The sequence below is a fragment of the Pseudoxanthomonas broegbernensis genome (assembly GCF_014202435.1).
GTDB lineage: Bacteria > Pseudomonadota > Gammaproteobacteria > Xanthomonadales > Xanthomonadaceae > Pseudoxanthomonas > Pseudoxanthomonas broegbernensis.
The window spans coordinates 17,374-40,901 of record NZ_JACHGU010000013.1 but is presented as its reverse complement, the minus strand read 5'-3'; the positions used below and the strand labels follow the sequence as shown (position 1 = coordinate 40,901).

Below are 23,528 nucleotides of genomic sequence, written 5' to 3'. Positions count from 1 at the left end.
CAAGACCATGCGCGAAACCGGACGCGACATGCAGGACAAGTACAAGGAAACCTCTCGCGGCGGACTGGCCGTCAACGTCATCGAGTGCTGAGGGCCATGCGCGGCCATTCGACTCAAGCTGGCGGCCGACCCGCCGCTACCGACCTTGGTTCATTCTGAAGATCATGGGGAACGGGGAAATCCCGATCGACGCTCCACCCGCCATCCGCTGCCGGACCCGGTCGCACGCCGGCGCTTCCCGCGTGCGCATGGCCGCCCGTGCCTGCGCCCGGCTGCTGCTGGCGTCATGGGCCGCCGTCGCCCTTCCGGCCGTGGCGCTGGACGCCGACAAGCCCTTCCGCGACTACGTGTCCGACACCTGGGGCGTGGAACAGGGCCTGCCGCAGATCAGCGTGCTGTCCATCGCCCAGGACCCGTCCGGATACCTGTGGTTCGGCACCCAGGGCGGCCTGGCGCGATTCGACGGCACCCGCTTCTTCCGCTACACCCAGCACGACGCCGATGCCCTGGGCAGCCACGTGCAGGCGCTGCGCGCCGACCCCGGCGGCCGGCTCTGGATCGGCACCTCGCAGGGCCTGCTGGTCCTGGAGCAGGGCCGGTTCAGGACCCTCGACCCGGCGCGGGCGCCGGACGGCCCCAGCGGGACCTTCTCGGTCGCCGCGCTGGCGCTGGACGGCGACGGCCGCATGCTCGTGGGCGGCCCGGACGGCGTGTACGTGGCCGAGGGCGACCGCCTGGCGCCGCTGCACGCACTGTCCGGCCCGGCGCTGAGCCTGCTGCCGCGCGAGGACGGCCTGTGGATCGGCGGCATCGGCCAGGTGCTGCGCACGGAGGCCGACGGCCTGCATCCGCTGCCGCTGCCGACGGCCGCGCGCGGCGCCCAGGTCACCGCGCTGGTGGAAACCGCCGACGGCATCTGGGCCGGTACCAGCCAGGGCCTGTTCCACCTGCGCGATGGCGCCTGGCGGCGCCTGGGCGGCGGCGAGCGGGAGGCGGCCGCACCGGTGGAGGCGCTGTGCGCCGACCGCGACGGCAACCTCTGGGTCGCCACGTCGGGACAGCTCAAGCGCATCCGCGACGGACGCATCGCCGAGCGCATCGAGGACGCACCGGCCGGCAACGCCATCCGTGCCCTGTTCGAGGATCGCAACGGCAACCTCTGGCTCGGCAGCATGATCGGCGGCGTGACCCGGCTGTGGGACGGCTGGACCCGGCGCCTGAGCGTGCCCGAGGGCCTGGGCAACCCGGTGCTGTGGGCGATCGCCGGCGCACCGGACGGCGAGATATGGGTGGGCGGCAGCGACGGCGTCGACGCCTGGAGCGGCGGCCACTTCCAGCGGCGCGTGCCCGGCGCGCGCCTCCCGCACCCGGAAGCCTACAGCCTGCTGGCCGAGGCCGACCGGACCTGGATCGGCACCCGCGCCGGTGCCGCCGTGCTGCGCCACGGGCGGGTGGAAACGCCCGCGGCCCTGGCCCCGATGCGCAGCGCGCAGATCAACGGCATCGTCCGCGACCGCGCACGCAGGCTGTGGTTCGCCACCACCCAGGGCCTGTTCATGCTGCCGCCCGGCGGCGGCTCCCCGGTCCACTACACCACCCAGGACGGCCTGGGCGATGTCCGCGTGCGCCTGGTCCACGAGACCGGCAACGGCCGCATCCTGCTGGGCACCTATCGCGGTCTTTACGAATGGCGCGACGGCCGCATCCTGCCCCTGGGGCGCCAGACCGGGCTGATTGACGACACCATGATCAGCGCCATCCTCGAACTGGAGGACGGGCGCTGGGTGGTGGGCAGCACCACCGGTGAGGACCTGCGCGTGTTCGACGGCCGCCGCTGGCACCAGATCGGCCGTGCGCAGGACCTGCCGACCAACGTGGCCTTCTTCCTCGCCCAGGCCTCGGGGCAACTGTGGGTGGCCGGCATGCGCGGCATCTACCGGCTGCCGCTGGAGGAACTGGACCGCGCCATCGCCGACCCCGGGCACCGCGTCGCCGCGACGATGGTGATCAACTCCGGGTCCGACCGCCCTGGCGGCCAGCAGGACAAATGCTGCAACGGCGCCGGCAACAGCCGCGGCCTGCTGCGCGACGGACGGCTGTGGCTGCCGACCCGCGACGGCGCGCTGCTGGTGGACACCGCGCCGGCGCCCGCGCACGTGGTCGAACCGGCCGTGCAGATCGAGCGGGTGCAGGCGCTGGGTTCCTGGCTGCTGCCCGATGCCGGCGCGCCGATGGCGCTGCCGGTGGACGCGCGCGAGCTGAAGTTCGAGTTCACCGTGCCGGTGTTCCGCCCCACCCACACCCCGCAGTTGCGCTACCGCCTGGCCGGCTACGAACAGGCCTGGCACGAGCTGGACAACCCGGCCATGCGCATGGCGGCCTACAGCCACCTGCCGCCGGGGCGCTACACCTTCGAGGTGGCCGACTTCAGCCGCGCCAAGCCCATGGCCAGCGCCGCCCGGCTTGAACTGGAGATACCGCCGCGCCTGCACGAGACCCTGGTCTTCCGCCTGCTGCTGCTGACCCTGCTCGGCGGCATCCCGTACCTGGGCTACCTGTGGCTGCAGCGGCGCCATGCGCGCCAGCGCACCGAGCTGGAACTGCTGGTGCAGGAGCGCACCCGCGACCTGCAGGCCGTCAACGCCCGGCTGGAGGCGATCAGCTTCACCGATCCGCTCACCGGCCTGCACAACCGCCGCTACCTGTCGCGCCAGATCCCGGCCGACCTGTCGTTCTACGAGCGCGACGCGGGCTACCGCGACGGCACCGACGCGCTGGTGTTCGTGCTGCTGGACCTGGACCACTTCAAGTCGATCAACGATACCCACGGCCACGCCGCCGGCGACCGCGTGCTGGAGCAACTGGCCGACGTGCTCGGCGGGCTGGTGCGCAGGGGCGACTACGTGGCGCGCTGGGGCGGCGAGGAATTCCTGCTGGTGTTCCGGCCGCTGCCGCGCGGCCAACTGGCGCAGATCGGCCAGCGCCTGTGCGAGCAGATCGCCAACCACGACTTCGACCTGGGCAACGGCATGTGCCACCGCCTGACCGCCTCCATCGGCCTGATCGAATGCCCGCTGTTCCCCGAATCGCCACGGCTGCTGGGCTGGGAGCAACTGGTCACCCTGGCCGACCGCGCCCTCTACCGGGCCAAGGCCTCCGGCCGCAACACCTGGTTCGCCTACCGCCCCATCCCCGGCGCCCGCCCGCCCAGCGGCATGCTCGCCTTCGAAGGCGACCCCTGGTGGCTGGTGGATGCTGGCCTGCTGGAGATGTACGGCGAGGACGGCCCCGCAGCGAAGGAATGACGCCCACCGGCATCCGGCCCTGGCGGCGGTTGGAGGCAACGGTGCCCTGGCCGCGGGCGCCATACCCGTGCGTGGCTGCGCCTCCGTGCCGGCCATCGAACGGCAACAGCAAAACCTTCGGTGATGCCGCGGCAAGTGCGCCATGGATGGCGTGCGCCCTCGCAGGAGCAGGACGTCCCTTCGAGGGGAGAGCGGCATTCCCGGCCCGGCACGGCTGCTTCCGGAGCCGCCCCTGCCCAACGCCTTCGCCACCGCCCCCCCATGCAGGTCGCACGGAACCGAATCGGGCGTTGGCGTTGGCGTTGGCGTCCGATGCTCGCGGCATCGGCCACCCGCGCGCGCGCCTGTCAGCCCGCGCCGATCCTCAGCACGTCGTCCAGCAGTGCGGCCGCCGTCACCTCCGCGCCCGCGCCCGGGCCCTGGATCAGCAGCGGCTGCGCACTGTAGCGGTCGCTGCCGATCGCCACGCGATTGTCGGTACCGCTGCCGCCGCACAACGGATGCGCCGCCGGCAGCACGCGCAGGCCCACATCCGCGCCCTGCGCATCGAAGCGCCCCACGAAGCGCAGCTTGCCGCCCTGTTCCCGCGCGTCGCGCAGGCGCTCGGCCAGGGGCGCATCCAGCAGCGGCAGCGCCTGGCGCAACGAGGCTTCGTCCACGCCGGCAAGCTCCTCCGGCACCAGCGATTCCACCCGCACCTGGCGGATCTCCAGCGGCAACCCGGCCGCACGCGCCAGGATCAGCAGCTTGCGGCGCACGTCCTCGCCCGACAAATCCGCGCGCGGGTCCGGTTCGGTATAGCCGGCGTCCATCGCCTGCGCCACCAGCGCCGAGAACGGCTGCGCGCCATCGTGGCGATGGAACAGCCAGGCCAGCGAGCCGGACAGCACGCCCTCCACCGCATGGATGCGGTCGCCGCCGGCGACCAGCGCGCGCAGGCTGCTCAGCACCGGCAGCCCGGCGCCCACCGTGGCGCTGTCGCCATACTGCGCGCCGCTGCCGGCCTGCGCCTCGCCGATGGCCTGCGAACGCGCCAGCAGGCCGCCGTGGCCGAGCTTGTTGGCGGTGACCACGTTGACCCCGCGCGCCAGCCATTCCGGATGCCAGTTGGCGACCAGGTCGCTGGCGGTGGCGTCGACCACGATGTCGCCCTCGCGCAGCGCCTCGGCCTCGGCCCAGCCCTGCAGGGCCGTGGACCGCGGCGGCGCGGCCACCGCCTCGGCCAGCACCGCCTCCAGCGCTCCCTCGGCGCGCAGCACCGTGCGCGAGTTGGCCAGCCAGGCGATTCGCGGCAGGCGCAGCCCGCGCGCTTGCAGCAGGCCGTAACGGGCCACGAACGCGGCGCCCACCGTGCCCGTGCCCAGCAGGGCCAGGCGCCGCGGCGGCGCGGCCACGGGCCTGCGCAGGCCCGTGGGCTGCACCCGCAGGCCGGCCGCCGCGCTCACGCGTCCACCCGCTTGCGGCCGGCGTCCGCCACCGCAAGCTCGGCCGCGTGCAATCCCGCGGCCACGTCCTCCAGCAGGTCGTCGGCCGCCTCGATGCCGATGGACAGGCGCAACAGCCCGTCGCGGATGCCGGCCTGGGCGCGTGCTTCCGGGCTCATCGCCGCGTGCGTCATCGTCGCCGGGTGCGCGACCAGGCTCTCCACCCCGCCCAGCGACTCGGCCAGGGTGAACCAGCGCAGCGAGTCGACGAAGGCGCGCACCGCGTCCACCCCGCCCTTCAGTTCGAAGCTGAGCATCGCGCCGAAGCCGGACTGCTGGCGCGCGGCCACCGCGTGCCCCGGATGCGATTCCAAGCCCGGGAAGTAGACCTTCTCCACCGCCGCATGCCCATCCAGCAGCGCGACCACCGCCGCCGCGTTCTCCTGGTGCACGCGCATGCGCGCATCCAGCGTGCGCAGGCCGCGCAGGGTGAGGAAGCTGTCGAACGGCGAGCCGGTCAGGCCCAGCGCGTTGGCCCACCAGGTCAACTGCTGGTGCAGCTCGTCCCGGCGCGCGACCACCGCGCCGCCGACCACGTCGCTGTGGCCGTTGACGTACTTGGTGGTGGAATGGATCACCAGGTCCGCGCCCAGCGCCAGCGGCTTCTGCAGGGCCGGCGAGAGGAAGGTGTTGTCCACCGCCGCCAGCGCGCCGGCCTTGTGCGCGGCGTCGATCACGAAGCGCAGGTCGGTGATGCGCAGCAGCGGGTTGGAGGGGGTCTCGATCAGCACCAGCTTCGGCGAGCGGCCCAGCGCATCGGCCAGCGAGCGCGGGTCGGTCAGGTCGGCGGTGATCAGCTCGAAGTGGCCCTTGGCGGCCAGCGCGTTGAACAGGCGCCAGCTTCCGCCGTACGCGTCGTGCGGCACCACCAGGCGGTCGCCCGGCTGCAGCACGGCGGCCAGGACCAGGTTGATCGCGCCCATGCCGGTGGCGGTGACCACGCCGCCGGCGCCGCCTTCCAGCTCGGCCAGCGCCTCGCCCAGCAGGTCGCGGGTGGGATTGCCGCTGCGGGTGTAGTCGTACTGGCGCTTGTTGCCGAAGCCATCGAAGCTGAAGTTGCTGGACAGCACGATCGGCGGGGTCACCGCGCCGTAGGCGGTGTCGCTGTCGATGCCGGCGCGCACCGCGGCGGTGGCGGGGCGGCAGCCGGGGGCGTCGTGGGCGGGGGTGTCGTGGTGGCTCATGCGGGGGCTCCGGTGCCGCGCAGGACGGCGGCGAGAATGAGGTCGATGCGGTCGGTTTCTTTGAGGAAGGCGTCGTGGCCGTACGGCGAGCGCAGCACGCGCAACTGGCCACGGCCGGCCAGGCCCTCGACCAGGGCCACCGAGTCGGACAGCGGCACCAGGCGGTCGCCCTCCACCGCGACCACGGTCACCGGCACCTGCACCTGCGACGGGTCGATCCGGTGCAGGTCGATGGACTCGGACAGGCGCAGGAAGGCGTCCACCGGCGTGCGCGCCACGTAGCGGGTGCCGGCCACGTCCAGGTAGTCCTCGGCGGCGCAGCGCACGCGGCCGTTGAGGATCTGCGGGGCGACGTCGAAGCGTTCGCCGAACTCTTCCGGGGTGCGGTAGCTGAGCATGGCGAACTGGCGCGCCAGGGCCAGCCCCTGCGCATCGGCGCACTGCAGTTGGCCCAGGGCGACGGCGCGCCGCTGCAGCGCGCGCCAGGCCGAGGCGTACGGGTGCGGGCGGTGCGCGCCGCTGACCGCCACCAGCCGGTGCAGCCGCGGCGGGTGGCGCAGGGCCAGTTGCAGCCCGACCATGGCGCCGTAGGAATAGCCGACGAAGGCCTGCAGCCGGCCGATGCCCAGCACGTCCAGCAGCGCGGCCACGGCATCGGCCTGGTCGGCGGTATCGATGGGCGCGTCGAGCCGGCCGTCGGCACCGACGTAGTCGAAGGCCAGCAGTCGATACCGCCGCGGGTCCAGGGTGCGCTCGGGCCCCGCCAGCGCGTTGGCCCACCCCGGCTCGGGAAAGGCGTCGCTGGCCGCGACGTGGCGGTGCGCGGAAATGCCACCGGCCACGAACACCACCGGGCCGTCCTCCACGCCCTGCAGTTCGTAGCGCAGGACCACCCGGCGCGTGCCGGCGTGGCGCATGGGCAGGTCCACCGCGGCCTCGCCGCGTCGCGCGCACGGCACGGCGACGCCGGGGGATGGCGTGGCGGGGGCGGCGATGGCGGGGTCGGGCTGCACGGCGGCGTTCGCTACTCGAGGCGGGTCGGTTGGAACCGCCATCGAGCCTGGAAGCCCGTGTTCGTCGCGCCCGGGAGCGCGGTACGAACCATCTTCCGAAGGGCGCAAGCCCCCCGCAGGATTTGGCACCTACGCGTGCGCTTGCGCGTCCGCGGGCTGCCCCGGCATCAAAGGGCCTGTCCCTCCGCCGGTCTCGATGGCCGGCACAGACTGCCAGCCCCCCGCCGCACTGTCAATCGCTCCATCCGGATGCAGCGATGAAAAACACCCTTCCCGTCGTGGCCGGTGGCTGGGGATAATCCACCGATGCATCCACCGTCCCTCCTGCGTCCCCTTGCCCGCGTCGCCGCCGTGGCCGCCGCGCTGCTGCTGGCCGCCTGCGCCACCCGGCCCGCCGTGCCGCCGCCATCGGCCGAGGCGGCCCCGCCGGCGCCGGTGCCGGTGGTGGTCGCCGAGGCCTGGGCCTCGCCGGCCGTGGAAGCGGACGAACTCGACTCGCTGGCCGCCTGGCAGGCCGAGGACGGGCGCGTATGGCTGTACGCCACCGCCAAGGGCAGCGAGCGGGTGGTGGTGTTCGACGCCGCCACCGGCGAGCGCGTGCGCGAGGCCGGGGGACCGGGCGCCGCGCCCGGCCGCTTCGCGCGGCCCAACGGCATCGCCGTGTTCGGCGATCTGCTGTTCGTGGTCGAGCGCGACAACCGCCGGGTGCAGGTGCTGGCCCTGCCCGGCCTGGAGCCGCTGGGCGCCTTCGGCCAGGACCGGCTGCGCACGCCCTACGGCCTGTGGCTGTACGAGCACGCCCCCGGCGAGCTGACGGTGCTGGTCACCGACAGCTTCATGGCCGACTTCAAACGCGGCGTGCTGCCGCCGCGCGGGCAGTTGGCCGAACGGGTCAAGCGGTTCCGCGTGCGGGTCGACGAGCACGGCCTGCACGCTGACGACGCCGGGGCCTTCGGCGACATCGGCGACGGCGCGCTGAACATGGTCGAGTCCATCGCCGGCGATCCGGCCGGCAACCGCCTGCTGATCGCCGACGAGGACCACCGCGTCGGCTCGGCGCTGCGCGAGTACGCGCTCGACGGCCGCTACCTGGGCCGCAGCCTGCCGGTCTTCCAGGGCGACGCCGAAGGCGTGGCGCTGTGGGAATGCGAGGCCGGCGTGGGCTACTGGATCGCCGCCGAGCAGGTGCGCCCGACCCGCTTCCACGTCTACGCGCGCGACACCCTGGCCGCGGCCGGCGAGTTCGTCGGCGCCCGCACCGCGCTGACCGACGGCGTGGCGGTGTTCGCCGCACCCAGCGCGCGCTTCCCCGGCGGCGCCCTGTTCGCCCTGGACGAAGACCGCGCGGTGACCGCCTTCGACCTGCGCGAGGTGGCGCGCGCACTGCAGCTTTCGCCGCATTGCGCGCGATGAAGGCGGCACGGCCATCCGCGGCGGCCTGGCTCCTGGCCGGCCTGATCGCGCTGCTGCCGGCGCATCCGGCCGACGCCGCGCGCCTGTGGCGCTGGCGCGACGCCGACGGCGTGTCCCACTACGGCGACCGGCCGCCGCCCGGCGCGGCGGCCGAGGACGCGCAGAGCCTGAACTTCCGCCGCGACCCGGGCGCGGCGGTCGCGCTGCGCCTGGTCGACCGCGGCAGCCACTACGAGGCCTGGGCCGACAACCGGCTGCCCGGCCCGACCCAGGTGCAACTGCGCCTGCGCAGCGGCGACAACATCACCGTGGCCCCCGCACTGCCGGCCCGGACCACGGTGCCGGCCGACGGCAACGGCCTGGTCGGGCGCATCTACCCGGCGGACCCGCGCGTGGCCAGCAGCTTCGACCTGATCCTGGACTACCTGCCCGGCGACCCGCACGCGCGGCCGCTGGACTTCGAGTACCGGCTGCCGTTCGACTACGCGCAGGTGCGCGTGGACCAGGGCTTCGGCGGCGGCTTCAGCCACAACGACGCGCAGAATCGCTACGCGATCGACTTCGCCGTACCCGAGGGCACGCCGGTGCTGGCCGCGCGCGAGGGCACGGTGCTGCAGGTGGAATCGGACTTCGCCCGCGCCGGGCTGGACCGCGAGCGCTACGGCGGCCGCGCCAACTACGTGCGCATCCTGCACGCGGACGGCAGCATGGCCCTGTATGCCCATCTCAAGCCCGAGGGCGTACTGGTGCGCCCCGGCCAGCGCGTGCGCCAGGGCCAGCGCATCGCCCTGTCCGGCAACACCGGCTTCAGCACCGCCCCGCACCTGCATTTCGTGGTCCAGGTCAACCGCGGCATGCGCCTGGAGGCGGTACCGATCCGCATGTTCGGCGCGCTGGGCGAGCTGAAGTTCGCGCGCGACGCCTCCACCCCCGCACGCTGAAACACGCTCCCTTGGCAGAAGCGCCTTCGGGCGCGACCGCCATCCCCCCGGGCGGGCGACCATCCCGCCGACCCTCGAACGGCAACGGCAAACGGCCTCGGGGGGCACGGCTGCGGACGGGGCCGCCGCGCTCTGGAGGGCATGGCCCACCCCTCGGGACGGCCTCCTTATCTTTGACTCGCGGCCGTGGCACATCCATGTGCCGTTGCAGGAGCATCCTGCGCCTCCGGCACACGGAGGCGGCCCCGTCCGATCCTGGCCACCCCGTATAATCGCCGGCTTTCCGCCCGCCAGCGCGCCCCACGGCGCCCGCCCCCATGCCCGAAGCCTCCACCGAAGCCGCGCGCCGGCGCACCTTCGCGATCATTTCCCACCCCGACGCCGGCAAGACCACGCTGACCGAGAAGCTGCTGCTGTTCGGCGGGGCGATCCAGATGGCCGGCTCGGTGAAGTCGCGCAAGACCACGCGCCACGCCACCTCCGACTGGATGGCGCTGGAGAAGGAGCGCGGCATCTCGGTGACCTCCTCGGTGATGCAGTTCCCCTACGAGGGCCGCATCGTCAACCTGCTCGACACCCCCGGCCACGCCGACTTCGGCGAGGACACCTACCGCGTGCTCACCGCGGTGGACTCGGCGCTGATGGTGATCGACGTGGCCAAGGGCGTGGAGGAGCGCACGATCAAGCTGATGGAGGTGTGCCGCCTGCGCGACACCCCGATCATGACCTTCATCAACAAGCTCGACCGCGAGGGCAAGGACCCGATCGACCTGCTGGACGAGATCGAGACGGTGCTGGGCATCCGCTGCGCGCCGGTGACCTGGCCCATCGGCATGGGCCAGCGGCTGAAGGGCGTGGTCCACCTGGCCTCGGGCGAGGTGCACCTGTACGAGCCCGGCCGCAACTTCACCCGCCAGGATTCCACCATCTTCCCCTCGCTGGACGCGCCGGGGCTGGAGCAGAAGATCGGCGCCGGCACGCTCGCCCAACTGCGCGAGGAACTGGAGCTGGTGCAGGGCGCGGCCGATGTCTTCGACCACGGCAAGTACCTGCGCGGCGAGCAGACCCCGGTGTTCTTTGGCTCGGGCGTGAACAACTTCGGCGTGCAGCCGCTGCTGGACTTCTTCGTCCAGTACGCACCGCCGCCGCAGCCGCGCGCGACCACCGGCCGCGAGGTGGGGCCGGCCGAGCCGAAACTGACCGGCTTCGTGTTCAAGATCCAGGCCAACATGGACCCGCAGCACCGCGACCGGGTGGCGTTCATGCGGGTGTGCTCGGGCAAGTTCAGCGCCGGCATGAAGGCCCTGCACGTGCGCAGCGGCAAGGAGGTCAAGCTGGCCAACGCGCTGACCTTCATGGCCTCCGACCGCGAGATCGCCGCCGAGGCGTATCCCGGGGACGTGATCGGCATCCACAACCACGGCACCGTGGCCATCGGCGACACCTTCACCGAGGGCGAGGCGCTGAGCTTCACCGGCATCCCCAACTTCGCCCCGGAACTGTTCCGCCGCGCGCGCCTGCGCGATCCGCTCAAGCTCAAGCAGTTGCAGAAGGGCCTGGCCCAGCTCTCGGAGGAAGGCGCCACCCAGTTCTTCCGCCCGCTGATGAGCAACGACCTGGTCCTGGGCGCGGTGGGCGTGCTGCAGTTCGACGTGGTCGCCTACCGGCTGAAGGACGAGTATGGCGTGGACGCGATCTTCGAGCCGGTGGGCGTGGTCACCGCGCGCTGGATCCGCTGCGCCGACGAACGCAAGCTGGAGGAGTTCCGCGAGAAGAACGCCAACAACCTGGCCATCGACGCGGCCGGCGAGCTGGTCTACCTGGCGCCCACCCGGGTCAACCTGCAACTGGCCCAGGAGCGCGCGCCGGACGTGACCTTCCTGGCCACCCGCGAGCATGCGCACGGCATCGCCGCCGACCCGGCCAAAGCCTGAACCGCGCCACGCCGCGGCACTGCACCGCCCTGCGGCGTTGCGTTAACGTACCCGGCGCCATGATCGAGCCCCCCGCCTCCGGACCCTTCGCGCCCGCAAGCGGGCCGACCACCTGATGGACATCCGCGACGAAATCGCCAGCGCGCTGACCCACGGCCTGGGCGCGGTGGCGGCGCTGGCCGCCGGGGCGGTGCTGATCACCCTGGCGGCGATCTACGGCGACGCCTGGCAGCTCAGCGGCGCGATCGTGTTCGGCGTGGCCCTGCTGCTGCTCTACGTGGCCTCCACCCTCTACCACGCGATCCAGCACCCGGTGGCCAAGGGCCGGCTGAAGGTGTTCGACCACTGCGCCATCTACCTGCTCATCGCCGGCAGCTACACGCCCTTCACCCTGATCGGCCTGCGCGGGCCATGGGGCTGGGGCCTGTTCGCCGCCATCTGGACCCTGGCCATCGCCGGGGTGGTGTTCAAGCTGTTCTACACCGGCCGCTTCAAGCGCCTGTCCACCGCCATCTACATCGCCATGGGCTGGCTGGTGATCGTGGCGATCAAGCCGCTGCTGGTCTCGCTGGACGGCTGGACCCTGGGCTGGCTGCTGGCCGGCGGCGTGTCCTACACGCTGGGCACGTACTTCTACCACCGCGAATCGATCCCCTATTCGCACGCGATCTGGCACATGTTCGTGATCGGCGGCAGCGTGTGCCATTTCGTGGCGGTGACCGCGCAGGTCCTGTGACCTCGCGGCGGCGGCGGCGCTGCGCTCGCTGAACCCTTGCCGCGCGCGTTCGCATCGCGTCCACGCGGCCTGCCGATACTGGCCGCATGGACCCCGCCCCGCCCACGCCCGGCCGCATGCGGCGCCTGCGCCGATGGCGCCCTTCGCGGCGCACCGGCATCGTGCTGGGCGCGGTGGCCGCGGTCCTGCTGGTGCTGTGGCTGCTGTTCGACTGGAACTGGTTCAAGCCGCCGCTGGAACGGGCGGTCGGCGCCGCCACCGGACGCGAGCTCCGCATCGAAGGCGACCTGGACGTGGACCTGGGCCGCACCATCACCGTCTCCGCCGAGCGCCTGCGCCTGGCCAACGCGGCCTGGTCGAAGGAGCCGCGCATGGGCAGCGCCGAGCGCGTGGAGATCGACATCGCCCCCTGGCCGCTGCTGGCGCTGCGCCTGCGGATGAAGGAAGTCCGCGCCGTCCGGCCGGACATCCGGCTGGAGACCGCGCCCGAGGGCGCCGGTGGCAACTGGGTGTTCGGCGACGGCCGGGCCAAGGCCGACCCCGGCCCGCCGCGCTGGCGCCTGGACCGGTTGTGGATCGAGGACGGCCGCCTGCGCTTCACCGACGCGGCCCAGAAGACCGACATCGACATCGCCCTGTCCAGCGTGGCGCCCGCAGCCCGGGAGGGACGCGATGCCGGGTCGCCGGTGCGGGTGGACGGCAAGGGCCACTGGCGTGGCGCGGCGTTCCGCCTGGAAGGCCGGGCGGCCTCGCCGCTGGACCTGGCCGACACCGACACCCCCTACCGCGTCGACCTGGACGCGCGCGCCGGCGCCACCCGCGCCAGCGCCAGCGGCACGCTCACCAACCCGTTCCGGTTCCAGGCCTTCGACCTGCGGATGAAACTGTCCGGGCAGGACCTGGAAGACCTGTACCCGCTGCTCGGCCTGGCCCTGCCGCCCTCCCCGCCCTACGCCCTGGACGGACGCCTGCTGCGCAGCGGCGACCTGTGGCGCTACGAGGGTTTCGAAGGCAAGGTCGGCGACAGCGACCTGGCCGGCGACGTGAAGGTGGACGTCTCCGGCGCGCGGCCGATGTTCACCGCGCAACTGCTCTCGCGCCGGCTGGACTTCGACGACCTGGCCGGCTTCCTCGGCGCACCGCCGTCCACCGGCGCCGACGAGACCGCCAATCCCGCGCAGAAGGCCGAGGCCGCGCGCCGCGCCGCCAGCCCGCGGCTGCTGCCGGACACCCCGTACGACCTGGCCAAGCTCAACGCCATGGACGCGGACGTGCGCTGGCGCGCGCAGAAGATCCACGCGCCCAGCCTGCCGATGATCGAGGACATGGACGCGCGCCTGCTGCTGGACACCGGCATGCTGCGGCTGGAGCCGCTGAACTTCGGCGTGGCCGGCGGCGACGTGCGCGCCACCCTCCGCATGAACGCCCGCGGCGAACCGATCGACACCCGCGCGCGGATCGCGGTGCGCGGCGTGGAACTGCCCAAGCTGTTCGCCCAGGCCGAACTGGCCCAGGGCGCGGTGGGCCGCATCGGCGGCGACATCGTCCTGCACGGCCGCGGCAACTCCGTGGCGGCCATCCTCGGCAGCGCCGACGGCGAGGTGGGCCTGGGCATGGGCCGCGGCCGGATCAGCAACCTGGTCATGGAACTGGCCGGCCTGGACATCGCCGAGGCGCTCAAGTTCCTGCTGACCCAGGACCGCCAGGTGCCGATCCGCTGCGCCTTCGCCGACTTCGGCGTGGAGGACGGGCTGATGACCTCGCGCGCACTGGCCTTCGACACCACCGACACGATCGTCGTCGGCGAGGGTACGGTGAGCCTGAAGGACGAGCGCCTGGACCTGCTGCTGAAGCCGCGGCCGAAGGACCGCAGCCTGCTCACCCTGCGCTCGCCGCTGCGCGTGGGCGGCACGTTCAAGGACCCGTCCTTCCGCCCGGACATGGCCGCGCTGGGCCTGCGCGGCGCCATCGCCCTGGCCCTGGGCAGCATCGCGCCGCCGGCGGCGCTGCTGGCCACCTTCGAGACCGGCCCGGGCGAGGACAGCGACTGCGGCGGGCAGTACGCACGCTAGGAAAAGGCGCTGCCTGCTCCGCACTCGATGCGGGGGAGGCCCGGCAAGCAGACAAGCCCCGGCGGCGCAGGCCGCTCAGCCAGCGATGTAGCGCTGCAACTGCTCCAGTTCCAGTTGCTGGTCGGCGATCACCGCCTTGACCAGGTCGCCGATGGAGATCACGCCGACCACGCGGCCACTTTCCATCACCGGCAGGTGGCGGATGCGGCGGTCGGTCATCAGGCGCATGCAGCGCGGCACGGCGGTGTCCGGCTCCACCGTCACCACCTGCGCGGTCATGATCGCGCTGACCGGGGTGTCGGCGGAGGAACGCCCCTGCAGCACCACCTTGCGCGCGTAGTCGCGCTCGGAAAGGATCCCGGCCAGCATCTCGCCGCGCAGCACCAGCACCGCGCCTATCGACTTGTCGGCCATCAGCCGGATCGCCTCGACCACCGGCGCATCGGGCGCCACCGCGTAGACTTCAGCCGGCTTGTCCGCCAGCAGTTGACGTACCGTGCGCATGAACGCCTCCGTCATCAGCGTGCTGCCCACAGCATACCCCCGACCGCGCCGGTTGCCACGCCTCCACCAGGTACAACGGCCGCCGCTTGGCCTCCTCGTACAGGCGCCCGAGGTATTCGCCGATCAGGCCCAGCGCGATCAACTGCACGCCGCCCAGGAACAGGATCACCACCATCATCGTCGTCCAGCCGGCCACCGGGTCGCCCCACAGCAGGGTCTTGGCGAACACCACCACGCCGCCGGCGAACGCCGCCAGCGCGCTGAGCAGGCCCAGGTAGGTGGCCATGCGCAGCGGCGCGGTGGAGAAGCTGGTGATGCCTTCCAGGGCGAAGTTCCACAGCCGCCACAGGCCGAACTTGCTGCGCCCGGCCAGGCGCGGCTGGCGCCGGTATGGCACCGCGACGCGGCGGAACCCGACCCAGCCGAACAAGCCCTTCATGAAGCGGTGCCGTTCGCGCAGTTCGCGCAGCGCGGCCAGCGCCCGCGCCGACAGCAGCCGGTAGTCGCCGGTGTCGGCCGGCACCGGCGTGCGCGACAGCCTGCCGATCAGCCGGTAGAACACCGCCGCCGCCCCGCGCCGCACCCAGCCCTCGCCCTCGCGCGCGATGCGGGTGCCGTAGACGTCGTCGTAGCCTTCGCGCCACAGCCCGACGAACCGGGCGATCAGTTCCGGCGGGTCCTGGCCATCGGCGTCCAGGATCATCGCCGCGCCCTCTTCCACCCGGTCCAGACCAGCGGTCAGCGCCGCCTCCTTGCCGAAGTTGCGCGACAGCCGCAGCAGCGACACCTCCGGATCGGACCCAGCGACCGCCTGCAGCACCTCCCAGGTCCCGTCGTCGCTGCCGTCGTCCACGTACAGCACCCGCGTGCGCAGGCCGTCCAGCGCATCCAGCGCGGCGCGGATGCGCGGATGCAGCAGCGGCAGCGACTGCGCCTCGTCGTGCGCGGCCACCACCACGGTCAGCGCGTCGTGCGCGGGGGCGCCGTTCCGGGAAGCGTGGGCGGGGGGAAGGTCCATGCGCCGATGGTAAGGAACGCCCGCGCTCAGTCCAGCCGGCGCAGGTGGTCGGGGCCGCCGATCTGGCGCATCTGCCGCTGGATCCAGGCCGCGCGCCGCTGCACGTAGGGCCCGGGTCGGCTGGCGCTGTAGCGCCGCGGCGCGGGCAGCACCGCGGCCAGGCGCGCGCTCTCGTCCATCGTCAGCCGCGCCGCGTCCTTGCGCCAGTAGCTGCGCGCGGCCGCCTGGGCGCCGTAGATGCCGTCGCCGAACTCGGCCACGTTGACGTGCACCTCCAGGATCCGGCGCTTGGGCCACATCGCCTCGATCAGCAGCGTGTACCAGGCTTCCAGGCCCTTGCGCAGCCAACTGCGGCCCTGCCACAGGAACAGGTTCTTGGCCACCTGCTGGCTGATGGTGCTGCCGCCGCGGATGCGCTTGCCGCGCGCGTTGTGGTCGATGGCCTGCTCGATGGCGTCCAGGTCGAAGCCCCAGTGCGAGGCGAAGCGCTGATCCTCGGCGGCGATCACCGCCAGCGGCAGGTGCGGGGAGATCGTGTCCAGGTCGCGCCAGTCGTAGGCCACCCGGAAGCGCCATTCGCCCTGGCTCCAGGCTTCGGCCTGCCGGGCCAGCATGAACGCCGAGGTGGGAGGGTCGACGAAGCGCAGCACCGCCACCTGGGCCACGGTCGCGGCGACGAACGCGACCGGCAACCACAACAGCCGGCGCAGCCAGCGCCATCGGCGCGGTGCCTGAACGGGAGCGAGGGGGGCTTCGTCCATGGCTGGCTCGGTGCGGGCCTCTCCGGTTGCCGGCCTGCGGGCCGGGCTGGTAGCGATGGTAGCGGCTGGCGGCGGTATCCACCCGGTGCCGCGCGGCACCGGCATCTTGGAAAGCGGCCGCGATGCCCGCATTGTGGGGGCATGGACACGATCGAGGGCGCCCCCGTCGCGGGAGACATGGAAGCCGGCGGCGACGACCGCCGCGGGCGGTTCCTGCTGCCCCGGGCCGGCGTGCGCGGCGTCTACGTGCGCCTGCGCGGAAGCTGGGGCGAACTGCTGTCGCAGGCGCAATACCCGTCCGGCGCCCGCGCCCTGCTGGGCGAGGCGCTGGCGGCGGCCACCCTGTTCACCGGCCACGTGAAGGTCGATGGGCGGCTGTCGATCCAGGTGCGCTCGGACGGGCCGCTGCGCACCCTGTTCGCCGAATGCACCGCCGCCGGCACCGTGCGCGGCATCGCCCAACTGGAGGAAGGCGCCGACGCCCCGCGCGAACCGTCGCGACTGGGCGACGGCGCGCTGCTGGCGGTCACCATCGAGAACCCCGGCCTGGACCCGCGCGAACCGCAGCGCTACCAGAGCCTGGTGGCGCTGGACGCGGCCGGGTCGCTGGCCGAGGCCTTCGAGGACTACTTCCGCCGTTCCGAGCAACTCCCGACCCGGCTGCGGCTGGCCGCCGACGGCGATGCCGCCGCCGGCCTGATGCTGCAGAAGCTGCCCGGCGAGGAAGGCGACAGCGACGGCTGGGACCGCGCTGGGGCGCTGTTCGACACCCTGGGCGAAACCGAACTGCTGGCCACCGCCCCGCCGCTGCTGGTCCACCGCCTGTTCCACCAGGAGCGGCCCACGCTGCTGGAGGAGCGCCCGATCCGGTTCGGCTGCTCCTGCTCCGACGAGCGGGTGGCGGGGATGCTGCGGGGCCTGGGCCAGGCCGAGGTCCATGCCGCCGCCGAAGCCAGCGGCGTGGTAGAAGTACGCTGCGAGTTCTGCGGCCGCCAGTACCTGATCCCCCGCGACCGGATCGACGCGCTGTTCGCGCAACCGGAAGCCAATGCAGCGGCCTCCGAGCGCCTGCAATGACGGGTTTCCGGGGGCCGGCCAGGCTCCCGTCCCGGGCAAAACCACGCGGCTTGTTAATCAATTGTGAATCCCCTAGCATGGGATTCCCTGCGTCTTCCGGGTCGCCTGGGGAACTGTCCCTCCGGTTTCGGGTCTGAACGAATTGCCATGTCCCTGCGCCGCCTGCCCCTGCTGGCTTTCCTGCTGACCGCGCTTGCCGCGGCCACGGGAGCGCATGCCCAGGGCAGGCCCGCCGGCGCGCAGGGGCAGACCGTGCTGCCGGTGTGGAACAAGGGCAGTGGCAAGGTCGAGGCCGTGCTGCTGCTGGAGCCCACCCGCGAGGCCGGGCAGGACACCCGCTGGCGCCTGGGCAACCACTCGCTGGACGCCGCCTTCGGGCTGAGCGCGGGCGATTCGCTGGGCCTGCTGTGCAGCAGCACCAGCGGCGCCAACATCGGCAACCTGGCCAGCCGCTGCCTGCTGGCCAGCCTGGGCGACGACGAGCACGACGCCCGCGGCCGGCGCCTGGCCGCGACGACCACCATCGGCCACCAGGGCAGCCGCTTCGGCTTCACCGCCGGCACCGCGCAGGAAGCGACGGCGACGCTGCCGTCCTGGCTCGACGCCGATGGCCGCCCGGCCCTTGCCGGCGCCGGCCGGATCGAGCAGCACGACCTGCAGGTATTCGGCCAGAAGGCCATCGGCACCGAGGCCTATGTCTCCATCGCCGGCACCTATGCCCGCGCCCGGCTGATCCCGCTGGCCGAAGTCGCGCCGGGCCTGGTCGAACGCTGGGACAGCAAGAGCCTGAGCGTGGGCGGCGGCTACGGCCCGTTCAGCGCCAACATCATCGGCCGGGTCGTCGACATGCGCGACCAGCCGGGCAGCAAGTGGGAAGGCCTGGGCCTGGGCCTGACCTGGCGCACGCCCTGGAGCGGGCAGCTCACCGTCGGCGCCGAGAACGTGGTCACCCGCGGCCGCAATCCGTTCGCGCCGTCCAACGGCGAGGCCGACGAGGGCACCGTGCCCTACGTGCGCTACGAACAGGGCCTCTGAAGGCCGCTTCTCGCGTCCGGGCCGGATCTCCTGTGCGCGGGACGGCCGCCGGGCCAGCCGCGGCCCTACTGCCGCAACGCCTCGATCGGGTCCAACTGCGACGCCTTGCGCGCCGGGTAGTAGCCGAAGAACAGGCCGGTGGCGATGGAGAACGCGGCCGCCAGCCCGACCACCTTGCCGTTCAGCGCCACCGGCAGGTCGCTCACTTGCCCGACCAGCAGCGCACCGGCCACGCCGATGGCGATGCCGATGGCGCCGCCGATCAGCGAGATCAGCATCGCCTCGGCCAGGAACTGCCGGCGCACGTCCGACGGCCCGGCGCCCACCGCCATGCGCAGGCCGATCTCGCGGATGCGCTCGGTCACCGAGACCAGCATGATGTTCATGATGCCGATGCCGCCGATCACCAGGCATATGGTGGCCACCGCGCCCAGCAGCTTGGACATCAGGTTGGTGGTGGCGGTGCGGGTGGCGACGATCTCGCTGATGTTGCGCACGTTGAAGTCGTCCTCGTCGCCGGGGCCGATGCGGTGGCGCTGGCGCAGCAGCGACTCCACCTCGCCCTGCACGTAGTCCAGGTTCCTGGCGTCGCCGACGGTCAGCGCGATCTGCATCACCGCCCCCGCGGGCAGGCCCATCGCACCCATCAGGCGGCGGCGCCCGGTCTCCAGCGGCACCATCACCACGTCGTCCTGGTCCTGGCCGAAACCGCCCTGTCCCTTCGGCGCCAGGGTGCCGACCACGGTGAACGGCACCCGGCCCAGGCGCACGGTCTGGCCGATCCCGCTGTCGCTGCCGAACAGGGTCTTGCGCACCGTCTCGCCCACGATCACGGCCTTGTTGGCGCTGGAATAGTCCTGGACTTCGAAGCCCTCGCCCTCGGCCAGGTTCCAGCCGTTGATGACGAAGAAGTCCGGCTGCACGCCCTGCCAACTGGTGGAGGTGTTGTTCTCGGCGAACACGACCTGGGTGTTGCCGCGCAGCGCGCCGGCGACGTACTGCACTTCCGGGATCTCGTCGCGGATGGCCTGCGCGTCGCCCTCGTTGAGGGTGAAGAAGCTGCTGGCGCTCTGGCGCGCGCCGCCGCCGCCGCGGCGCGCGCCCGGGCCGACGTCCAGCCGCTGCGAGCCCAGCCCGGACACCAGCTTGTCGATCTCCTGCTGGGTACCCTGGCCGACCGAGACCATGACGATGACCGCGGCGATGCCGATGATCACGCCCAGCGAGGTCAGCGCGCTGCGCATCCAGTTGCCGCGCAGGGCGAACACCGCGGTGCGGATGATGTCGGAAAAATTCATGCGGCCGCCTCCTCGTGCGCGAACAGCACGCCATCGCGCATCACCACGATGCGGTCCGCGTGCGCGGCGACCTCGGCGTCGTGGGTGATCAGGATCACGGTGTGCCCGTCGTCGCGCAGGCGCTTGAACAGGGCCAGGATCTCCTCGCCGGTGCGGCTGTCCAGCGCGCCGGTGGGCTCGTCGGCCAGCAGGATCGGCGGGCTGTTGATCAGCGCCCGGGCGATGGCCACGCGCTGCTGCTGGCCGCCGGACAGTTCGTTGGGCCGGTGGCTGGCGCGCTCGGCCAGGCCCACCGCGGCCAGCGCACGGCGCGCATGCGCCTCGCGCTCGGCCGGCGGCACCCGGGCGTAGCCCAGCGGCATGGCCACGTTCTCCAGCGCGCTCATCCGCGACAGCAGGTTGAAGCCCTGGAACACGAAGCCGATCTTGTCCAGGCGCAGCGTGGCCAGTTGCTCGGCGTCCAGGCTGGACACGTCCAGCCCGTCGCAGCGGTAGCTGCCGGCGGTCGGCTTATCGAGGCAGCCGATCAGGTTCATCAACGTGGACTTGCCGGAGCCGGACGGCCCCATGATGGCCAGGAACTCGCCCGGCTCCACCCGCAGGTCCACCCCGTCCAGCGCCACCACCTCGGCCTCGGTGCCGGCGGCGTAGACCTTGCGCAGGCCATGGATGTCGATGACCGGCACGGGTGCGCTACCGGAAGTGGCGCCCATCAGCGGGCCCGCTCGCCGGTGACGATGGCATCGCCTTCCTTCAGGCCGCCGCCGGAGACTTCGGTGCTGCTGCCGTCGCTGGCGCCGATGCGCACCGTCACCGGTTGCGGCCTGCCGTCCACCAGCCGGTAGAGGGTGCTGCGCCGGGCATTGACCAGCGCCGCCAGCGCCGCATCCCAGCGCGGCCGTTGCGCCGGGTCCAGGCTCTCGCGGAAGTCCGCGAAATCCTCCTTCATCCGTGCGGCCATGCGCTGGCGCATCTGCGATTCGACGTTGGCGCCGCCGCCCATCGCCGCCATTCCCGGCGGACCGGAGCCGCCGCCCTGCGAGCGGGTGCGGCGTTCTTCCTGACGCTGGCGCAGCGCGGCCAGGGCCTGGTCGAACCTGGCCTGCTGGGCGGCATCGAGCTTCAGTTCGGCCGCCGCGCGCGACAGGTCGTCGGCCAGCCCCTCGCCGGGCGTGCGGCCGGCGGCCGCTGCCGCCGGCGCGGCGGGCGGACCTAAGCCGCCGACCGCCACGCCGCCTGCCGGCTTGTAGCGCAGCGCGGCGTTGGACACCTTGAGCACCTCGTCGCGCCGGCTGACCTCGATCTCGGCGTTGACCGTCAGCCCCGGCAGCAAGGTGCCGTCGCTGTTGTCCACGTTCACCACCACCGGGTAGGTGACCACGTTGTTGGTAGTGGTGGCGGCCAGCCGCACCTGCTGCACCTGGCCGCGGAACTGGCGGTCGGGGAAGGCGTCGGCGGTGAAGGTCACCGTCTGCCCCGGCTGCACCTGGCCGATGTCGGCCTCGTCCACCGCCAGCTCGATCTTCATCTGCGAAAGATCCTCGGCGATGGTGAACAGTTCCGGCGCCTGCAGGCTGGCGGCCACTGTCTGTCCCGGCTCGATGCTGCGGGTCAGGACCACGCCGTCCACCGGCGAGCGGATCACGGTGCGGTCCAGATTCACCTGCGTGGTCTGGGTGGAGGCGGTCTGCTGGCGGATCTGCGCCTGGGCCGAGGCGACCTGGGCATTGGCCTGGTCCAGCGCGGCGCGCGCCAGGTCCACATCGCTGCGCGCCACCAGTTGGCGCTCCGCCAGCTCGGCCTTGCGCCGGTAGTCCAGCTCGGCGTTGCGCTGCGTGGCCAGCGCCTGGTTGAGCCCGGCGCGCGCGCTGGCGACCTGGGCGTTGCCCTGCTCGATCTGCGCCTCGTAGGTCTTCGGGTCGATCCGCGCCAGCACCTGGCCCTCGGTCACCTGGTCGTTGTAGTCGACCAGCACCTGCAGCACCTGCCCGGAGATCTGGCTGCCGACGGTGACCGTGGAAATGGCGCTGAGTGTGCCGGTGGACGAGATCGCCACGCGGATGCCGCCGCGCTCCACCGCCGTGGTCCGCCATGCGCCCTCCGCGCCGGCGGCCTTGTGCCTGTGCCAGTAGCCGGCGCCGGTGCCGGCCACGGCCAGCACGGCGAGCACGATGAGGCCGCGCGGCAACCACTTGCGCGAACGGGAAGGCTGCGGGCGGATGGCTCGGCTCATGCGTGGGCTGTCGTGATGGGGGACTGCATCGGATAACGCGCCGCGACCGCGCCGGTTGACAGCCGCCGCCTCGGCCCCGGGGCGGCCGAGGCTATGCCGGAGGAACCGCGCCCGGCACCTGCTGCGTGTCGCCGCGCACCGGTGCAAAGTGGATGCTGGCCGTGGTGCCCGCGTCCTGCACGCTTTCCAGTTCCACCCGCCAGCCGAACCGCTCGCACAGCCGGCGCACGATCGCCAACCCCAGGCCGGTACCGTGCGGCCGCTCCGGCACGCCGCGGAAGAACGGCTCGAAGGCGCTGGCCAGTATCTCGGGCGTCATCCCGATGCCGGTATCGCTGACCACCACCTGGGTTTCGTCCACGGTCACCCGCACCCGGCCGCGGTCGGTGTAGTGGCAGGCGTTGCGCAGCAGGTTGCCCAGGACCACGTGCAGCACCCGCGGCGGCGCGTACAGCATTGGCTGCTGCAGGCAGTCCACTTCCACGACCACCGGCTTGTCGCCCAGCAGCAGGCGCGCGTTGTCCGCCTCCTGGTGGACCACCTCGCAAACCTGGAACCACTCGCTCTGCGGCGCCACGTCCGGTTCGCGCGCCAGGATCAGGAAGGCATCCACCACCGCCTCCATGTCGCGGCCGGCGCGCTGGATCCGCTGCAGGCCGCGGGCCACGCGCGGCGGCAGCTCGTCGCCGGCCAGCATCACGTCGCTGGCCATGCGGATCACCGTCAGCGGGGTGCGCAGCTCGTGGCTGGCATGGCGGGTGAAGTTGCGCTCGCGGGCGATGTGGGCCTGCACCCGTTCGCCCAGCCCGTGCAGGGCCTGGGCCAACTGCCGGGCCTCGCCCTGCACGTCGGCCGGGAGCAGTTCCGGCGCCAGCTCGGTCACGTCCGGACGGCGCGGGTCCCAGCGGCCGACCTGCCGCGCCAGCCAGGCCACGGGCGAAACCAGGCGCTGCGACGAGCGGTAGGTAAGCCAGGTGGCGCCGTAGATCGCCAGCAGCGTCAGCATCGCCGGCAGCACCGCGAACCACAGTGCCATCCGGGTGGCCTGCGAGCGCAGGAACACCAGGTACAAGGTGCCGGCCTGGCGCCGGTCCACCCAGACCAGTTGCCCTTGCTGCTCCAGGTCGTGGAACCCGGGCCGCAGCTCGCGCAGGTCGGGCGGCAGCGACAGGCTGGAATAGCCGGCCTCGACCAGGTAGCCGCGCAGGTTGTAGGTGTTGGGCGGCGGCTGCGCCGGCGAGGCGTCGTACAGTTGCCAGTAGTGCTGCGCCTCTTCCTGCAGGGTGTTCTGGATGAAGCTGTACTTGAACAGGATGGCCACCACGTAGAAGGCCACCACGATCGCCAGGCTCGCCATCACCATTTGCAGGATGAAGGCGATCCGGATCTTGCGGGGCAGGCCGTGGGGCATCGTGCAGAGTCAGCGCAGGGTGCACCGAGTGTAGGCATGCGCGCATCGCCGCACCGTGATTGCCGGCAATGCGTCGCGACACCCCCTCGCGGCGGTGATCACCGCCATT

Annotated in this window: 19 protein-coding genes and 1 riboswitch; of the genes, 9 read left to right on the top strand and 10 right to left on the bottom strand. The window is 72.6% G+C overall.

Features of this window, described 5'->3' with window-relative positions:
* Together HNR76_RS14685 and HNR76_RS14680 are read left to right on the top strand one after the other, a co-directional pair.
* On the top strand, nucleotides 1-91 hold a 91-nt coding region (locus tag HNR76_RS14685; protein ID WP_183982237.1), incomplete at its 5' end, for an L-serine ammonia-lyase, iron-sulfur-dependent, subunit alpha.
* A 157-nt stretch (nucleotides 92-248) separates the two neighbouring features.
* Nucleotides 249-3,305, top strand: coding sequence for a ligand-binding sensor domain-containing diguanylate cyclase (locus HNR76_RS14680; protein ID WP_183982337.1), 3,057 nt, complete (start codon nucleotides 249-251; stop codon nucleotides 3,303-3,305).
* A 347-nt stretch (nucleotides 3,306-3,652) separates the two neighbouring features.
* Here the strand turns inward: HNR76_RS14680 and HNR76_RS14675 are convergent, their stop codons facing one another.
* Genes HNR76_RS14675 through metX form a run of 3 tightly spaced genes read right to left on the bottom strand, consistent with a single transcriptional unit; the run spans nucleotide 3,653 to nucleotide 6,986 of the window.
* Nucleotides 3,653-4,726, bottom strand: a complete 1,074-nt coding sequence (locus HNR76_RS14675) for a homoserine dehydrogenase family protein (RefSeq protein WP_425501846.1) — start codon at nucleotides 4,724-4,726, stop codon at nucleotides 3,653-3,655.
* Between the two features lie 20 nt (nucleotides 4,727-4,746).
* A complete protein-coding gene (locus HNR76_RS14670; RefSeq protein ID WP_183982329.1) occupies nucleotides 4,747-5,973 on the bottom strand; it encodes an O-succinylhomoserine (thiol)-lyase in 1,227 nt (408 codons plus the stop codon).
* Nucleotides 5,970-6,986, bottom strand: a complete 1,017-nt coding sequence (gene metX, locus HNR76_RS14665; RefSeq protein WP_249065704.1) for a homoserine O-succinyltransferase MetX — start codon at nucleotides 6,984-6,986, stop codon at nucleotides 5,970-5,972. The genes HNR76_RS14670 and metX overlap by 4 nt, the downstream gene beginning before the upstream one ends.
* Before the next feature lie 85 nt (nucleotides 6,987-7,071).
* Nucleotides 7,072-7,189, bottom strand: a riboswitch (SAM riboswitch).
* 103 nt (nucleotides 7,190-7,292) lie between these two features.
* Here metX and HNR76_RS14660 point away from each other — a divergent pair.
* From HNR76_RS14660 to HNR76_RS14640, 5 genes are all read left to right on the top strand, one after another.
* Nucleotides 7,293-8,399 (top strand): NHL repeat-containing protein, encoded by a 1,107-nt coding sequence (locus HNR76_RS14660; protein ID WP_162312051.1) that lies wholly within the window; start codon nucleotides 7,293-7,295, stop codon nucleotides 8,397-8,399.
* The gene (locus tag HNR76_RS14655) at nucleotides 8,396-9,340 is read left to right on the top strand and encodes a peptidoglycan DD-metalloendopeptidase family protein (RefSeq protein WP_162312050.1); all 945 of its coding nucleotides are present in this window, start codon (nucleotides 8,396-8,398) and stop codon (nucleotides 9,338-9,340) included. The genes HNR76_RS14660 and HNR76_RS14655 overlap by 4 nt, the downstream gene beginning before the upstream one ends.
* 317 nt (nucleotides 9,341-9,657) lie before the next feature.
* Nucleotides 9,658-11,274 (top strand): peptide chain release factor 3, encoded by a 1,617-nt coding sequence (locus HNR76_RS14650; RefSeq protein WP_162312049.1) that lies wholly within the window; start codon nucleotides 9,658-9,660, stop codon nucleotides 11,272-11,274.
* A 115-nt stretch (nucleotides 11,275-11,389) separates the two neighbouring features.
* Nucleotides 11,390-12,010 (top strand): PAQR family membrane homeostasis protein TrhA, encoded by a 621-nt coding sequence (gene trhA, locus HNR76_RS14645; RefSeq protein WP_162312048.1) that lies wholly within the window; start codon nucleotides 11,390-11,392, stop codon nucleotides 12,008-12,010.
* A gap of 86 nt (nucleotides 12,011-12,096) precedes the next feature.
* The gene (locus HNR76_RS14640) at nucleotides 12,097-14,082 is read left to right on the top strand and encodes an AsmA family protein (RefSeq protein ID WP_162312047.1); all 1,986 of its coding nucleotides are present in this window, start codon (nucleotides 12,097-12,099) and stop codon (nucleotides 14,080-14,082) included.
* A gap of 75 nt (nucleotides 14,083-14,157) precedes the next feature.
* Here HNR76_RS14640 and HNR76_RS14635 read toward each other — a convergent pair whose 3' ends face one another.
* From HNR76_RS14635 to mtgA, 3 genes are read right to left on the bottom strand one after another with little or no spacing between them, the layout of a single operon-like run.
* Nucleotides 14,158-14,586 (bottom strand): CBS domain-containing protein, encoded by a 429-nt coding sequence (locus HNR76_RS14635; protein WP_162312046.1) that lies wholly within the window; start codon nucleotides 14,584-14,586, stop codon nucleotides 14,158-14,160.
* Complete coding sequence (locus HNR76_RS14630) at nucleotides 14,546-15,604, bottom strand: glycosyltransferase family 2 protein (RefSeq protein WP_162312045.1); 1,059 nt, start codon at nucleotides 15,602-15,604, stop codon at nucleotides 14,546-14,548. Before HNR76_RS14630 ends, HNR76_RS14635 begins: the two co-directional genes overlap by 41 nt.
* Nucleotides 15,605-15,630: 26 nt before the next feature.
* On the bottom strand, nucleotides 15,631-16,365 hold the full coding sequence (gene mtgA, locus HNR76_RS14625) for a monofunctional biosynthetic peptidoglycan transglycosylase (RefSeq protein WP_162312044.1): 735 nt from the start codon (nucleotides 16,363-16,365) through the stop codon (nucleotides 15,631-15,633).
* Nucleotides 16,366-16,542: 177 nt separating this feature from the next.
* Here mtgA and hslO point away from each other — a divergent pair, with 177 nt between their 5' ends.
* Nucleotides 16,543-17,442: an Hsp33 family molecular chaperone HslO gene (gene hslO, locus HNR76_RS14620; RefSeq protein ID WP_246429178.1), complete on the top strand. Its 900-nt coding sequence runs from the start codon at nucleotides 16,543-16,545 to the stop codon at nucleotides 17,440-17,442.
* Between the two features lie 183 nt (nucleotides 17,443-17,625).
* Nucleotides 17,626-18,477: an XOO1806 family protein gene (locus HNR76_RS14615; protein WP_183982340.1), complete on the top strand. Its 852-nt coding sequence runs from the start codon at nucleotides 17,626-17,628 to the stop codon at nucleotides 18,475-18,477.
* A gap of 65 nt (nucleotides 18,478-18,542) precedes the next feature.
* Here HNR76_RS14615 and HNR76_RS14610 read toward each other — a convergent pair whose 3' ends face one another.
* From HNR76_RS14610 to HNR76_RS14595, 4 genes are all read right to left on the bottom strand, one after another.
* Nucleotides 18,543-19,775 (bottom strand): ABC transporter permease, encoded by a 1,233-nt coding sequence (locus tag HNR76_RS14610; RefSeq protein WP_162312041.1) that lies wholly within the window; start codon nucleotides 19,773-19,775, stop codon nucleotides 18,543-18,545.
* Nucleotides 19,772-20,488, bottom strand: a complete 717-nt coding sequence (locus tag HNR76_RS14605; protein WP_162312040.1) for an ABC transporter ATP-binding protein — start codon at nucleotides 20,486-20,488, stop codon at nucleotides 19,772-19,774. The genes HNR76_RS14610 and HNR76_RS14605 overlap by 4 nt, the downstream gene beginning before the upstream one ends.
* Nucleotides 20,488-22,008, bottom strand: a complete 1,521-nt coding sequence (locus tag HNR76_RS14600) for an efflux RND transporter periplasmic adaptor subunit (protein WP_162312039.1) — start codon at nucleotides 22,006-22,008, stop codon at nucleotides 20,488-20,490. Before HNR76_RS14600 ends, HNR76_RS14605 begins: the two co-directional genes overlap by 1 nt.
* A 91-nt stretch (nucleotides 22,009-22,099) precedes the next feature.
* Nucleotides 22,100-23,419, bottom strand: a complete 1,320-nt coding sequence (locus tag HNR76_RS14595; RefSeq protein ID WP_162312038.1) for a sensor histidine kinase — start codon at nucleotides 23,417-23,419, stop codon at nucleotides 22,100-22,102.
* Nucleotides 23,420-23,528 lie beyond the last annotated feature (109 nt).